We start from the raw sequence: 15,527 nt of genomic DNA, 5'->3' as shown, positions 1-15,527 counted from the left end.
TATGGCAGTTACTAAAATAAGAAAAATGTCCAGCTGGACACTGTTAATCGTTTCGATTATCAGTCTCGTAGTGCTGGGTATGTTCTACGCAGGAGGAGTTGTTGACCCTTCTGTTGAAATGAAAGAACCGATTTACACCGGTTTATTGATTAACTGGACATCTGTATTATTCTTTGTCACAATTATCAGTACAATTTTATTTGCTGTGTGGCAATTTATAACCTTACTCCAGACGAATGCAAAATCAGCTATAACTTCTTTGATCGTTATTGTTGTTTTCGCTGCGATTTTATTCATCACTTATTCTATGGGTGATGCAACTCCGCTGGGAGGAATGAATGCTGATTCTCAGAAATACAACATTCCTTTGTGGTTGAAAGTAACAGACATGTGGATTATGTCCACTGTTGTTCTGATGGTTTTGATCGTTGCAGCAGTAGTTTGGGGTTCTGTAAAAAGAATGCTTAATAGATAATAGTAATAACGAATCGATAAAACAAGAAAGAAATGGGTAAAAAAAGAAAGACACCGGGAATCAATGGTTCTTCTTCAGCCGATATTGCTTTCATGTTGCTTATCTTCTTCCTTATTACTACATCAATGGACACAGATAAAGGTTTGGCTAGACGTTTGCCGCCTCCTGTACCCAAAGATCAGAAGAAAAATGAAGAAATGGATATCAAAAAGAGAAATATCCTGGTCGTACTGATCAACAGTAACAACCAGATTCTCTGTAATAATGAATTCATTGATATTAAGCAACTAAGAGAAAAGGTTAGAAATTTCATTGAGAATCCTTACAACGACGAGCATATGCCCGAAAAGACTGAAGTAGACGTACCATTCTTCGGAAAGCAAATGGTAACAAAAAATCATGTTATCTCTTTGCAGAACGACCGTGGTACTGAATATCAGGCTTACATCGATGTTCAGAACGAATTGGCAGCAGCCTATAATGAACTGAGAGATGAAGTTTCCAGAAAGAAATTCGGTAAAGCTTTCGCTGATTTGGATGAAGATCAACAAAAGGCTGTGCAGATGATTTATCCGCAAAAGATATCAGAAGCAGAACCTAAAAATTATGGAGGCAAATAATAATGGGAAAATTTAGTAAAGCAGGCGGCAGAGAGATGCCTGAATTGAATACCTCATCATTACCTGACTTGGTATTTGCCTTCCTGTTCTTCATCATGATGGTAACCTCTATGCGTGAAGTTACTTTGAAAGTAGTTTTCCAGGCTCCTCAGGCAACAGAGCTTCAGAAGTTGGAAAAGAAATCACTGGTAACATTCATTTATGTGGGTAAACCGACTCAGGAATTAAGATCAAAAATGGGTTCTGAAACTCGCTTACAACTGAACGACCAGTTTGCTGAAGTAAGCGAAATCGAAACTTACATTGCTCAGGAAAAGTCAAGTATGAAAGAGGAAGACCAGCCGTTTATGACTGTATCCATCAAAGCCGATAAAGAGACTAAGATGGGTGTTATCACAGACGTAAAGCAGGCGCTTCGTGAAGCATACGCATTGAAGATCAGTTACTCAGCTAGACAAGCTGTTGATTAACTAATTCAACGATAATAAAAAAAGGCAGGACTTCCGTTCTGCCTTTTTTATTGGAGTAAATTCAGCACTTACTCATTAACACCATATACATATCGGTGGATACAATTCTTCACCTCTTCGAATGATTGTTTCAGATCGATAGCTCCGTAAGTCATCAGGCGCATTTCCAGCAAAGGTTCCCCTGACGATAGGGAGGCTGAAAATAAACATGATCATCCAACACATATCCCAAACGCTCATAAAAGCCTATTCTACGCTTACTCATCTCTTCGGTAGGCATTTCCACTTCCAGCACGACAGGAGCGTCACAAAGCGCCATAAACTGCTTCATCGACTCCCCTCCTATTCCGCCATTACGGGCAGAGGCGTCAATTGCAAAATGTTCCACATAAATAAACGTCCCGAAAGACCAGGCAGTAATAAAACCTGCATAAACCTGATCTTTAAATAAGGTATAAACAGTAAAACGAGGCTCATCTTTAACTAACTCCCGCACCAAAGAGAATGCCCGTCGCTCCGCTTCCGGAAAGGAATCGTTATATGTATTTTCTACTTTATCCAACAAAGGATCGGAAAAATCTTTTACCGGCCTGCATTCGATTACCGCACTTAAACTCATATTCTTATAATATTGATTGATTAATAAAAGAAAATTTACGAAATAAAATAATTGAGCGAATTATATCGTCTAATTATTATAGTTTGACTATATTTGTATCTAATTGTAATTATATAGAATAACAGAAATACAAATATACAGAAATTATGGCACACCATCAACTGGATGAATTGGATGAAAAAATATTAAAACTGATTATAGGTAATGCCCGTATGCCTTTCCTGGAAGTTGCCAGAGAATGTAATGTCTCAGGAGCCGCTATACACCAGAGAATACAGAAACTCACTAATCTGGGCGTTATCAAAGGCTCTGAATTCATTGTGGATAACACTAAAGTTGGCTACGAAACATGTGCTTATATGGGATTATTCCTGAAATCACCCGGACAATTCCCCTCTGTTACGGAAGCATTAAAGAAAATTCCGGAAGTAGTGGAATGCCATTACACGACGGGACAATACGATCTGTTCATCAAAATATATGCGAAGAACAACCAGCATCTGCTGAATATCATCCATAACAAACTCCAGCCATTAGGACTGGCACGGACAGAGTCGCTGATATCTTTCAAAGAAGCCTTTAAAAGACAGATACCGATCGACCTGGATGACGAATAAAAAATAAGGGACTTTTGAAATCAAAAGTCCCTTATTTTATGTATGAAAGTTATATCTTTTACTTTCGAAAGTCCCTTATTAGAATTCCGCATTGTTCGGAGTTCTCGGGAAAGGAATCACGTCGCGGATATTTGTCATACCTGTAACAAACAGCAACAAACGTTCGAAGCCTAAACCGAAGCCGGAATGAGGCGCCGTACCGAAACGACGGGTATCCATATACCACCAGATATCTTTTTCGGGTACTCCCATTTCAGAGGCACGTCTTGCCAGCTTTTCGTAATCTTCCTCACGCTGTGACCCGCCGATGATTTCTCCGATCTTCGGGAACAATACGTCCATGGCACGAACAGTCTTTCCGTCATCATTCTGCTTCATATAGAAAGATTTGATTTCTTTCGGATAATCAGTCAGGATAACCGGACATTTGAAATGTTCTTCCACCAGGTAACGTTCGTGTTCGGAAGCCAGGTCAGCACCCCAATATATCGGGAATTCGAAGGTATGTCCTTTGGCTACGGCCTCTTCCAGAATCTTAACACCTTCCGTATAAGACAGGCGGATAAAATCATGTTTCAGGACAAATTGCAGACGTTCGATCAACTCTTTATCAAACATATTGTTCAGGAACTGGATATCATCCATACAGTTATCCAACGCCCACTGTATACAATATTTGATAAAGTCTTCCGCCAACTGCATGTTTTCAGCAATCTCATTGAAAGCAACTTCCGGTTCGATCATCCAGAACTCGGCCAGGTGGCGCGGAGTATTGGAGTTTTCGGCACGGAATGTCGGTCCGAACGTATAAATAGCTCCCAAAGACATGGCAGCCAATTCACCTTCCAACTGGCCCGAAACAGTCAGGCTGGCCTGCTTTCCAAAGAAATCGTCATCATAAATGATAGAGCCGTTTTCATCCTTTTTCAGGTCATACAGATTCATTGTCGTCACCTGAAACATCTGTCCGGCCCCTTCACAGTCTGAAGCTGTAATGATCGGTGTATGGAAATAGAAGAAACCTCTCTCATGAAAGAACTTGTGGATAGCGATCGCCATGTTATGACGGATGCGGAACACGGCACCAAACGTATTGGTACGGGGACGCAAATGAGCTATTTCACGTAGGAATTCAAGCGAGTGACCTTTCTTCTGCAACGGATAAGTAGCAGGATCGGCCGTACCGTAAATCTGAATTTCGGTAGCCTGGATCTCTACATTCTGACCTTGTCCCAGAGATTTAACCAATTCACCGTTCACACTGATACAAGCACCGGTCGTAATCGGTTTAAGGTATTCTTCACCCAATTTTTCCACATCCACAACGATCTGAACATTATTGATTGTAGAACCGTCATTCAGCGCGATAAAGCTAACCTGTTTACTACCACGACGGGTACGAACCCATCCCTTCACGTTAACGGTTGTACCGTAAGCTTCGCTTTTCAGTACATCTACAATTTTTGTTCTAGTAATTGTTTCCATGTTTATATGTTTATTCTTAGATAATCAAAACAAGATAGCCGGTATTGTCAACCGGCTAATCTTTGTATTATTCAAAAGCACCCATTCGGAGCGCGTTCACTTCACGTTCGTTCAGATAACGCCATTTTCCTCTTCCCAGGTTTCTTTTTGTAAGTCCGGCAAAATATACACGATCCAGTTTCGTCACATGATATCCCAATGATTCGAAGATACGGCGAACGATACGGTTACGTCCCGAGTGGATTTCGATACCCACCTGGCTCTTGTCGTCTTCGCTGGCATAGCTGATTGCATCTGCATGGATTTCGCCGTCTTCCAGCTCCAGTCCGTTAGCAATCTTTTCCATGTCTTCGATAGATACATTCTTATCCAACCATACGTGGTAGATCTTCTTCTTCTTGAATGACGGGTGAGTCAGCTTGGAAGCCAGGTCGCCATCATTAGTAAGAAGCAATACACCAGTTGTGTTACGGTCGAGGCGGCCTACCGGATAAATACGTTCCTGGCAAGCATTCTTCACCAGATCCATAACGGTAAGACGTTCCTGAGGATCGTCGGAAGTAGTTACACAGTTTTTCGGCTTATTCAACACGATATAGACCTTGCTTTCGATCTGTACCGGTTTGTCGTTGAATTCTACCTTATCCTGGCGGGTGATTTTTGTACCCAGTTCAGTAACCACTACATCATTTACTTTCACAGCACCGGCTGTGATAAATTCGTCAGCTTCACGACGTGAACAAACACCTGCATTCGACAAGAACTTGTTCAGACGGATCGGTTCGTTAGGGTCAGCCAGTACTTCTTTATACTTCAACTGTTTCTGGAAGTTGTACTTGGCATTCGGGTTGTAATCGTTTGTACGGCGTTGCTGGCCACCCGGACGTCTGTTACCGTATCCGTTGTTGTTGCCATATCCACCGCCACGGTTATTATTACCGTACGAAGGTCTGCCGCCACCCCGATTATCACGAGAGTCATACGAATTTACGCGAGTATCACCCACTCTCGGTCTTCTTTTCTTCATGCCGTCACCAGCAGCTGCACCTTCCTGCGAAGGAGTATAAGGTCTGCTTGGTCTTTCGTCATAGTTAGGACGAGAAGGACGGTTGTAGGAACCGCCACCACCATACGAACGGTCATTGTTGCCGTAAGAGGGGCGATTGTTGCCATAAGAAGGACGGCTGTTGTAGCCACCTTCGCGATTTGAGTTGTAACCACCTTCACGATTGTTACCGTAACCACCCTCGCGATTATTTCCATAACCGCCACGGTTGTTATAAGATGGTCTGCTGTTATAACCACCACCTTCGCGGTTGTCATACGTACGAGGACGGCTCGGACGATCTCCGTAAGAAGAGCGGTTATCCCCGTAAGAATTATAACCGCCGCGGTCATCCCGGCTCGGACGGTCATATGGTCTCCGTTCATAGTTGTTTCCCTCAGGTCTGTTGTAACCTTGATTGTAAGGTCTTCTTTCACCTTCCTGATCTGTGTTTTCCCGTCTGATACTTGGTATCACCTTTCTAGGACGCGGTTGAGATTCTTCTCTTTCTTCTGTGCTCATTGTTGTAAATTAATAAATAATTAACTAATTGGTAACCTCACGGTTACGTTTATTTTCACACTAAATACCTGTATAATTATGCGGCGTAATCGCCTTTAATTCAGCTTTCACTGCATCACTGACCTGCAGCGTTCCAATAAAGTCACTGATTGATTTTTCAGTGATTCCCTCATTTGTCCGGGTTAAGGCTTTCAAAGCTTCGTAGGGCTTCGGATAACCTTCACGACGCAAGATCGTCTGGATACCTTCGGCAACGACAGCCCAGCAATTGTCCAGATCCCGGTACAGGGCGTTCTCATTCAATAACAATTTACCCAGCCCTTTTGTTAAGCTCTTGAATGCGATTTCGATGTGTGCCAAAGGTACACCGACATTGCGCAACACGGTAGAGTCTGTCAAATCCCGCTGTAGACGGGAGATCGGCAATTTGGTAGCCAGGTGTTCCAGGATTGCATTAGCCATACCCAGATTACCTTCTGCATTTTCAAAGTCGATCGGGTTCACCTTATGAGGCATTGCCGACGAACCTACTTCGCCCGCTTTGATCTTCTGCTTGAAATACTCCATAGAGATATACTGCCAGAAGTCACGGTTCAGGTCTATCAAAATTGTATTAACACGTTTCAAACCATCGAAAATGGCAGCCAGATTATCATAATTGGAAATCTGTGTAGTCCATTCCTCACGGCTCAGGCCCAGCACTTCATTCACAAACTTATTTCCGAAAGCCTTCCAGTCATATTGCGGATAAGCCACATGATGCGCATTAAAATTACCTGTCGCACCACCGAACTTGGCAGATACGGGAATAGCTTTTAATAAAGCGACCTGCTGTTCCAGGCGATACACAAACACCATGATCTCTTTACCCAGACGGGTCGGAGAAGCAGGCTGTCCGTGTGTTTTTGCCAGCATGGAAACATTGCTCCATTCTTCCGCATACTTTTGCAGCATGTCGATCACTTCCTGGATACCCGGATAATAAACTTCGTTCAAAGCATCTTTTATAGACAATGGAACCGAAGTATTATTAATATCCTGCGAGGTCAATCCGAAATGGATAAACTCCTTGTAATCCTGCAAAGCCAGCAGATCGAATTTTTCTTTGATAAAATATTCAACGGCCTTTACATCATGGTTGGTTACGCTCTCGATCTCCTTAATACGGGTTGCGTCCTCCAGACTAAATTCCTTGTAAATTTTACGCAACGCTTCTTTGTTTTCCACTGTAGCCAGATTATTCAGCTGTGGAAGATACTCAGCCAGAGTAATAAAATACTCTATTTCGACTTGCACTCTATACTTGATAAGTGCATATTCTGAGAAGTAAGCCGCCAGGTTTTCGGCTTTATTTCTATATCGACCATCTACGGGCGATATGGCAGTTAGTGTTGAAAATACCATACTCATTTAGTTTATACACCTATATCCCTGAGTGTCCGGGCGATATACCAATGATATCGAATACTTATATACATTAATAATATAGAGACGCAAAGTTACTACATTTCTTCAGATTAAATGGTAGTAATGAATTTTTTTTCGACTTTTTTGCTGAAATGTTTGGAGGTAATAAAAAAAGCCGTATCTTTGCAGCGCTTTAGAGAGATAAGGCATACAAAATTTACTGAAGTAATGAAAGGGCGTTTAGCTCAGCTGGTTCAGAGCATCTGCCTTACAAGCAGAGGGTCGGCGGTTCGAATCCGTCAACGCCCACCTTTCATACCAATTGATTTCAACTTGGGCGTTTAGCTCAGCTGGTTCAGAGCATCTGCCTTACAAGCAGAGGGTCGGCGGTTCGAATCCGTCAACGCCCACTCATTTATACCAATTTGATTTCAATTCGGGCGTTTAGCTCAGCTGGTTCAGAGCATCTGCCTTACAAGCAGAGGGTCGGCGGTTCGAATCCGTCAACGCCCACTAAAAAAAAAGACTTGCAAGTAATTGTAAGTCTTTTTTTTATTCTATATAATTCAGCTATAGACGCATCTGCTTAATTAATCCAAGAATACTAACCAAAATTTCTCGATGACAACAAAGATTCATGTGTTTTTCACCTACCCAACAATACTTCAATAACTTACAGGCTTATCAGACACTAATACATTCAAATCTAGAAATAATTGAACCTACTTTTCCCTTGATGGAAAAGTAGGCAAAAGATCAAGGCTACACCTGCTTCGCTACTTCGCATCCTACGTTCGCTGTCGTCTGTGAACTCGCTGCGCTCAAACAGCACAGCCTCCGGGCGCTCTCTACGGATGCTTCGTTTAACGCTCATCAGCTGAGGCCTTTCATAGAACGCTTTGCATTCTCTTGGGATTGCTGATACTACCTGTTAAATCCGAAAGTTTTTGTTTTATAAGTATCGGTGTCAGCCATCCTAAGAGGAAGCATAGCTTCCTTGGAAAGGCCTAAGCGGGTGAACGTCCGCGTAGGTGAAAGACGGAACGGTTAAGAAAATCCGTTGTTTGAGCGTAGCGAGTTTCGGATTTTCGAGTGGAGTCTTTCACCGGAGCAGTGAAGCCGGTTGAGCCTTGAACTTTTGGTTACTTTTCTTTCAAGAGAAAAGTAACATTCAAAACTGATAATAACTGAGCAGTTTAAATATAATGTCCCTAATCTATAATACCTATATCAATCATCTCTTATCCCTTAAAACCTCCTGCAACATAGCAACCTTTTCTTTTTCTGCTTCCAGAAGTTTATCATAAAGTTCCACTATTTTATCAATGGGATTAAAGGTTGGACACCAATTGACAGCGGATGATTGATTATCAAATGTATTTGCAACAATATTAATAGAAGTTCCATCTTCCATTTCGGTAATGGCCTCAACAGGAATATTTAAAGCTTTAGCAATCTTTTCCAGTATTTCTATTTCCAATTTATCCCTTTTCTCATAACCGGACAAAGTAGCCTGTGAAACACCTATCTGTTCTGCAAGCACATCCTGATTAACATTTCGCCATTCCCTCCAACGACGAACATTCGCTCCATGATTACTTTTCTTTACTGTTGCCTCCATATTAATTATTGTATATGATTTACCTAATGCAAAAGTAAGTATTAATCCTGATAATATTTTATTTAATAGAATAATATCCGCCGATAAGACTCCGAATAATATTACTACCACATTTAATAAGAAATCAGCTTACCTGATGAATCATCCCGTCTACATTTATTCCTTTGCCTATCATTCATTAAACAGACAATAAAATGACTCAAAAAAACAATAGGAATTATGCAGAGCAAATAACCCTGGGATGCCTCGCAATCAACAAACCCCTTAGTTTTGTAAAAACGATCTTTCTTAACAGAGAACAGAATGAAAACCAGTACATATTTAATGCCCAGAAAGAAACCAGCTTGGAAGTCCGGTTTGAGTCTTCGACACTGACTTGCTTATTCGATTCCAACAAAATGTGCAAAGGGGCATTTCTTTTCCTCGACGATACAATGGAACTTATTCATTATATCGATTATTGCAGTAAAACTTATCCGTGTGATCGGCTCCTTGAAGGATGGATCACACAGAATACCATAATCCAAATAAACATAGACACAAAAGAATGTAGTCTATTAATAGTACCTATCCGGCAAAACAAGGGATCGTAACCCTACTCTGCAACACCTGATTTTTACCTTCTCTTCTTCGACAGCGGCACAGAGATGAACCGATCAATCGAGAATTTACCCGGACCGGTAATATACATTAATATAAATACCACCAGATAAACAAAGGCCAGCTCTTTCACCGCAAAAGGATCACTCCCGTGGATAACAAAAAAAGCCATACACATAGTAAATATCATCGGTATCATTGCCAGACGATATAATGCGCCAAAAATAAATCCGATCGAGCAGGCAAGTTCACCAAAGATAGCAAGCCCCAACGACACATTACTCCCCACTCCCAGCGGATCAGGAAAAACAGCAGACATCTCCGCATAATTATTCCATTTCTGGATACCATGACTCAATAATAAGCCACCGAAGAGGATGCGCAACGCCAATAATAACAAGGAAATAGTAATTCCGTCAGGCTTCGACGGAAACAAAAATCTGTATATCGCCAACATAGTATTTTGTTTTATCTTAATTAATAACTTATATATAAAACAAAAGAAAAAATGAAAAGTTCATTCAATCCTGCTTAACACCCCAAACGAAAGTAAAACTAAATATCAAATTGTCAACTCACCCCACCCCAGAAAGAGATGTACGATCCCAACCCAATACCCGTTATAATTCACGCACTTCTCGGCGACTTAATGAATAACAGTTGATCACACTTAAACAGCATAAAACATCATTATGAAACATACAAGTAAGAATATAGAACAATAGGACCCGCATCAATCAAAAACATCACAAATATGCCAATTCAAAACCTGCGCCTGTTTACCCTGCTACAGAAAATAAAAATGTTGTTCAACAGACTTTTCCCACGCAAAACAGCTTCTGAAAAAGCCAGAATCAACACTTATTAACAGAAATCTTGCTTTAAATAAATCCCCATCTCATTTAAAATGAAAAAAAACTCGTTTTAAACGAACCCCCAAATTATTTAAAACAAACAGAAAAACGCGCATGCCTCAATACCATTGTTAAATTATGTATTCAACACTCTTCTACAATACCGATCCAAAGAAGTACGCTCGTCATAAAAAACGGCCAAATAAAACCATTTTACTCTGCAACAGACCAATATCACTTCATTTTGTCAATTATATTATTTTCAAAGAGAAAGTAAACGAGAAGTATTTAAACAAAAAAAGCGACATCATACGACATCGCTTTTTTTGTTGTGACCCGGGAGGGATTCAAACCCTCGACCTTCAGAACCGGAATCTGACGCTCTATTCACTAAGCTACCAGGCCAAAGACGGGGCAAAAGTAAATATAATATCGGAGGAAAGCAAATGTATTGAGGATGAGTTTTCATATTCTTTCTTTTTTCTGCCGAAAAACATAACTTCTGATATTTTGCAACTCTCTTTAGCGGATATACTGCCATTTTGCAAATAAAAAGGGCTGCTATATTGCTATTTTGCCATTAATCATTATCTTTGCCACGCATATTTAACAAACACAAAGCACAACAAGTATATGAGCTATCTAATTAAACCTGCGGGATATAAGGCTTTGCTTAACCTGTCTCAAACAGAAATGGGTATCAAGAAAATCAAAGACTTTTTCCAGCAAAACTTATCTTCCGAATTACGCCTGCGTCGTGTCACGGCTCCTTTGTTCGTTCTGAAAGGCATGGGAATCAACGATGACCTGAACGGAACCGAACGGGCTGTCACTTTTCCTATCAAGGACCTGGACGATTCAAAAGCAGAGATCGTCCACTCGCTGGCTAAGTGGAAACGCCTCACTTTAGCAGACTATAATATAGAAGAGGGTTATGGTATTTATACCGATATGAATGCTATCCGTTCGGATGAAGAACTGGGGAACCTGCATTCCTTATACGTTGACCAGTGGGATTGGGAACGTGTTATGAGCCCTAAAGAACGCAATGTTGAATTTCTGAAAGAGATTGTGCGCCGTATCTACGCCGCTATGGTACGTACGGAATATCTGGTCTACGAAATGTTCCCGCAGATAAGGCCGTCTCTCCCCCAGCAGATTCATTTCATACATTCCGAGGATTTATTACAAAAATATCCTACCTTTACACCGAAAGAACGGGAAGACGCTATTGCCAAGGAATACGGAGCCGTATTCATCATCGGCATCGGATGCCAACTGAGCAATGGACAGAAACATGACGGACGTGCTCCGGACTACGACGACTGGTCGACTGTCGCTGAAAACGGACAGGTCGGACTAAACGGCGACCTGCTTGTCTGGGACGACGTACTGAACCGCTCACTGGAATTATCCTCTATGGGTATCCGTGTGGATAAAGAAGCACTGCTACGCCAGCTAAAGAGTTGTAATGCGGAAGAAAAGAAAGAACTATACTTCCACAAACGTCTCTTGAGCGGCGAACTGCCCCAAAGCATCGGCGGCGGTATCGGACAAAGCCGTTTGTGTATGTTTTATCTGCGCAAAGCTCATATCGGAGAAATCCAGGCAAGCATCTGGCCGGAAGAAATGCGTCAGGAAGCCCGTGCTGCCGGAATGCTATTAATTTAACTTTCAATTATGGACGTAAAGATCGAACAAAGCTGGAAAGAACGGTTAGCCCCCGAATTTGAAAAAGATTATTTCAAAGAGTTAATCAACTTCGTAAAACAGGAATACAGTCACGGAACAGTCTATCCTCCGGGACCATACATCTTTAATGCTTTCGAGCATTGTCCTTTTGATAAAGTAAAAGTAGTCATACTGGGACAAGATCCTTACCACGAACCGGGACAGGCTCACGGGCTTTGTTTCTCTGTTCAGGACGGGACTCCTTATCCTCCATCCCTGATCAACATCTTTAAAGAGATAGAAAGCGACCTGGGTACGCCTATGCCTAAAAGCGGGAATCTGCTGCGTTGGGCAGACCAGGGTGTTTTATTGTTGAATGCGACACTGACGGTCCGTGCACATCAGGCCGGTTCGCACCAGAACCGAGGATGGGAAGCTTTTACGGATGCGGTAATCCACAAACTGACAGAAGAGCGCAGCCACATTGTTTATATCCTGTGGGGTTCATATGCACAGCGCAAAGGTGCTTTTATCGATGCTTCGCGCAATATGATACTCAAATCAGCGCATCCTTCCCCCCTCTCCGCCTACCGCGGATTCTTCGGGAACAAGCATTTCAGTAAGACAAACGATTATTTGATAGCCACAGGACAGACTCCTATAGAATGGTAAATACCAAGATAAAGAAAGGGCGGTGAAAATATATTCATCGCCCTTTCTTTATGTCTTTTCTATGAGATCAATACCAGTCCTGACCGGAACGAACGCTGCTGCTCTGGTTATACTTCAAGTCTTTCAACAGGGAAGAACTTACTGCTACAGAGAATGTGTACGACTTATACGCTCCCACCGGAACGATACTTGCCGACATCTGGAAACAGTGCAGGTTACGGGTTATATTACAGGTCATAAACGAAATCTTTTTGTTCTCGACGTCGTAAGTCGCATTGAAGTTAAAACTCCAGTTCTTTGTCGGCTGGATATTTCCGTTAAAGCTCAGTGCATGGGTCAGCTTATACTTATACTCCAAGCGGTTCGGATCGAAATCGCCATAGCGTAACTGCATACTGTAATTGAAAGAAAGGCTCCAGGGGATTTTCGAAACCAGATAACCATCCGAATCATACTCTCCGGTATCTTTCTTCTTGCCACGCAAACGGCCACCTTCCTGAGTTCCTTCCGCATCCGCATTCTCACCATCCGCATTCTCGGCTGTCAGATTTTCCAATTCGCCGTCTCCTGCATTCTCTTCCGGGATATTACTATCCGTTTTACCTCCGAACCACTTCTTGAACGTATCGTTGTTGAAAGTATAGGAGAAACTGGTTCCTGTTGAACGCAGACGTCCGATACCTTTGCCGGCTTTCCAACGGGGGATATCCAATCTTATCGGCTTTCCGTTTTTATCCGCACCATAGGTATAAGTATCGAATTGTCCGTTCAGATTCAACGTATAACTCTTCGAGAACTTCAGACGCAATCCGACAGAGAGGTCACTCCATTTGAAAGAGTCCGCCGCCATATTATAACTCATCCCCAAGGATAACTTATCGATCAGGCTGATCTTTTTAAAGCCGGTAGTATCTTTATCCGACTTAATTTTCATTTCTACGTTATTATCCAGCGAAAAGTTCAAACTACCCTGCTTTCCACTCGGGATAGACCCGTTGTGGGCGAAAGGAGAATAAACATAATCGATAGGGTCGCCATTTGCATCTATGTACTGATAATGATCATAAAAACCAAAGATACTACCGCCAAAGTCAGGTGCGGCACTAATGCTGACAGATGGTTCGAAACGATGGCGGATCATCTCCACCTTATCTCCCAGGAAAGGAAGCGGCTTGTAAAAACCATATAACGTAGTCGAAGCTGATAACGACGCACTGTAATTGTAAATACGATAAAATCCGTAAGTAGTATCACGGTTTACCAAAGTATTCAGGTGCGGATCGAACTGCTTGGTGATCTTACTGGTATACCAGCTTTCCTTATAATTGAAAGACGGAGATATATTGATATACTTGAATGCCGTAAATGTGGCACTGACCGGAATACTATGATCCATCGAGTTCTTCCAGTCCTTTATGATATTCGACTTAAACAACTGGTTTTCCTTCGTTGTGATGCTATTCTTGAAATATCCCGAATAACTCATGGAGATCTTTTCATACCACCGTTCTTTTCCCACCGGATTCTTACGCTTGAACGGGAATATACGGCTCAGCGTAATAGTCAGGTCAGGCAATGTCACTGAGATCATGGAGTCTTTGGAAGACTGGTTCACGTTCATGGTTGCCGAAAGCGTCAACGGATTGTTCGGAAAACGCTGCGTGATATTGATACTGGAACCTTTTGTATTGTTTGTCGTATTCGGGTTATAAATACCCATCGCACTATTACGGTCGAAACTGGAAGTCGCAAAATTGACACTGGCAGAAAAAGTCCGGTACGGATTCGCTTTCGGATCCTGGCTGTGCGTCCAGTTCAACCGGAAGTCTTTCGACAGACTATAGTCGTCAAGCCCCTTATCGCCATACCTGCTCACCTGGTAAGCCGCATTGAAGTTACCCGAAAAAAGATACCTCTTTTTATAAGAAGACTGCGCCTGAAGCCCCCAGGAACCTTTTGTATAGATCTCACCTGTCACCGCCAAATCGATATAATCGCTCAGTGCAAAGTAATATCCTCCATCGCGCAAACCAAATCCCCGCTGGGAGTCATCGGTATAGGTCGGCATGATCACACCGGAAGAATAAGTACTGGAAAACGGGAAGAAGCAGAAAGGCAGACCGATCGGATATAACGGTACATCCTCGATCACCATATAGACCGGACCGGTCACGATATTCTTTTTAGGACGGACCTTCGCCTTGGTCATCTGAATATAAAAGTGAGGGTGATCATGCTCATCACAAGTAGTATATTTACCGCCCACCATATTCAGGACATCGTCGTCCATCTTCTTTGTACGGCCGGCAGTTACGAATCCCTCTCCCTGTTGGGTGATCACATCGGTAATATACCCTTTCTTGGTATTGAAGTTATAACGCATCGTTTTCGATTCGTACTCCTGATCACCATCCTTAAACAACGGGTAACCGAACTCTTCACCGATAGAGTCGAGACCGAACTTGGCAAACACCAGGCTGCTGTCCAGGCTCATCTCTATATTTTCAGCCTGTAATCCGATCTGTTGATATTTTACATCACTTTCGCCATAGAGATACGCCCAGTTGCCGGCAGTCATTACCATAGAGTCTTTCGCCTGGTAAACAACCGGTGCATCGAGACCGACCTTATTGTTCTTGGTAGAGTCGGATACAAGGACTGTACTATCAGTGGCTGCCTGCGTTATCGTATCCCCATTGACTGGCAATACGGTATCACGCGGGGCAACCAGCTCCTGCGAATACATCATCAAAGCCCCTGCGAGAAAATATAAAAGGATAAATAAGCCTCTGTGTCTCATTAATTAAGTTGACAGTTGACAGTTGACAACTGATAATTAAAGATTGAAA

General features: G+C 42.3%; 13 protein-coding genes, 4 tRNA genes and 1 pseudogene. 9 read left to right on the top strand and 9 right to left on the bottom strand.

The window, feature by feature from the left end; all coding sequences use genetic code 11:
* The first annotated feature begins 1 nt into the window (after window position 1).
* From C825_RS07235 to C825_RS07225, 3 genes are read left to right on the top strand one after another with little or no spacing between them, the layout of a single operon-like run.
* Entirely contained in the window at window positions 2-475 is a 474-nt protein-coding gene (locus tag C825_RS07235) for a hypothetical protein (protein WP_007654888.1), read from the top strand.
* Window positions 476-507: 32 nt separating this feature from the next.
* Window positions 508-1,095, top strand: a complete 588-nt coding sequence (locus C825_RS07230) for a biopolymer transporter ExbD (protein ID WP_007654889.1) — start codon at window positions 508-510, stop codon at window positions 1,093-1,095.
* A 2-nt stretch (window positions 1,096-1,097) separates the two neighbouring features.
* Entirely contained in the window at window positions 1,098-1,565 is a 468-nt protein-coding gene (locus C825_RS07225; RefSeq protein ID WP_044214796.1) for an ExbD/TolR family protein, read from the top strand.
* Window positions 1,566-1,633: 68 nt separating this feature from the next.
* Here C825_RS07225 and C825_RS07220 read toward each other — a convergent pair.
* Window positions 1,634-2,184 (bottom strand): annotated as a pseudogene (locus C825_RS07220) (GNAT family N-acetyltransferase).
* Window positions 2,185-2,330: 146 nt separating this feature from the next.
* On the opposite strand from C825_RS07220, the gene C825_RS07215 reads away from it, so the two are divergent.
* On the top strand, window positions 2,331-2,801 hold the full coding sequence (locus C825_RS07215) for an Lrp/AsnC family transcriptional regulator (protein WP_007654892.1): 471 nt from the start codon (window positions 2,331-2,333) through the stop codon (window positions 2,799-2,801).
* 78 nt (window positions 2,802-2,879) lie between these two features.
* On the opposite strand, the gene asnS is transcribed toward C825_RS07215, so the two are convergent.
* The 3 genes from asnS to purB all read right to left on the bottom strand — a co-directional run bounded on the left by asnS (window position 2,880) and on the right by purB (window position 7,257).
* A complete protein-coding gene (gene asnS, locus C825_RS07210) occupies window positions 2,880-4,286 on the bottom strand; it encodes an asparagine--tRNA ligase (RefSeq protein ID WP_007654900.1) in 1,407 nt (468 codons plus the stop codon).
* A 67-nt stretch (window positions 4,287-4,353) separates the two neighbouring features.
* The gene (locus C825_RS07205; RefSeq protein WP_007654904.1) at window positions 4,354-5,853 is read right to left on the bottom strand and encodes a pseudouridine synthase; all 1,500 of its coding nucleotides are present in this window, start codon (window positions 5,851-5,853) and stop codon (window positions 4,354-4,356) included.
* 60 nt (window positions 5,854-5,913) lie between these two features.
* On the bottom strand, window positions 5,914-7,257 hold the full coding sequence (gene purB, locus C825_RS07200; RefSeq protein WP_010801983.1) for an adenylosuccinate lyase: 1,344 nt from the start codon (window positions 7,255-7,257) through the stop codon (window positions 5,914-5,916).
* A 237-nt stretch (window positions 7,258-7,494) separates the two neighbouring features.
* On the opposite strand from purB, the gene C825_RS07195 reads away from it, so the two are divergent.
* From C825_RS07195 to C825_RS07185, 3 genes are all read left to right on the top strand, one after another.
* Window positions 7,495-7,569, top strand: a tRNA-Val gene (locus C825_RS07195).
* Between the two features lie 26 nt (window positions 7,570-7,595).
* A tRNA-Val gene (locus tag C825_RS07190) sits at window positions 7,596-7,670 on the top strand.
* 28 nt (window positions 7,671-7,698) lie between these two features.
* Window positions 7,699-7,773 (top strand) — tRNA-Val (locus C825_RS07185).
* Window positions 7,774-7,966: 193 nt separating this feature from the next.
* On the opposite strand, the gene C825_RS07180 is transcribed toward C825_RS07185, so the two are convergent.
* From C825_RS07180 to C825_RS07165, 4 genes are all read right to left on the bottom strand, one after another.
* A complete protein-coding gene (locus C825_RS07180; protein ID WP_154278419.1) occupies window positions 7,967-8,134 on the bottom strand; it encodes a hypothetical protein in 168 nt (55 codons plus the stop codon).
* Window positions 8,135-8,494: 360 nt separating this feature from the next.
* A complete protein-coding gene (locus C825_RS07175) occupies window positions 8,495-8,881 on the bottom strand; it encodes a helix-turn-helix domain-containing protein (protein ID WP_010801982.1) in 387 nt (128 codons plus the stop codon).
* Window positions 8,882-9,497: 616 nt separating this feature from the next.
* Window positions 9,498-9,938: a DoxX family protein gene (locus C825_RS07170; RefSeq protein WP_007654911.1), complete on the bottom strand. Its 441-nt coding sequence runs from the start codon at window positions 9,936-9,938 to the stop codon at window positions 9,498-9,500.
* Between the two features lie 729 nt (window positions 9,939-10,667).
* Window positions 10,668-10,740 (bottom strand) — tRNA-Arg (locus tag C825_RS07165).
* A gap of 228 nt (window positions 10,741-10,968) precedes the next feature.
* Here C825_RS07165 and asnA point away from each other — a divergent pair.
* Window positions 10,969-12,006, top strand: coding sequence for an aspartate--ammonia ligase (gene asnA / locus C825_RS07160; protein WP_010801980.1), 1,038 nt, complete (start codon window positions 10,969-10,971; stop codon window positions 12,004-12,006).
* 9 nt (window positions 12,007-12,015) lie between these two features.
* A complete protein-coding gene (locus C825_RS07155; RefSeq protein WP_007654913.1) occupies window positions 12,016-12,678 on the top strand; it encodes a uracil-DNA glycosylase in 663 nt (220 codons plus the stop codon).
* A gap of 67 nt (window positions 12,679-12,745) precedes the next feature.
* Here C825_RS07155 and C825_RS07150 read toward each other — a convergent pair whose 3' ends face one another.
* A complete protein-coding gene (locus tag C825_RS07150; RefSeq protein WP_010801979.1) occupies window positions 12,746-15,478 on the bottom strand; it encodes a putative LPS assembly protein LptD in 2,733 nt (910 codons plus the stop codon).
* Window positions 15,479-15,527 lie beyond the last annotated feature (49 nt).

Source organism: Parabacteroides sp. ASF519, from assembly GCF_000364265.2.
Lineage (GTDB): Bacteria > Bacteroidota > Bacteroidia > Bacteroidales > Tannerellaceae > Parabacteroides > Parabacteroides goldsteinii.
Note: the sequence above shows the minus strand (reverse complement) of the source record. Positions and strands in the feature narration are given on the sequence as shown.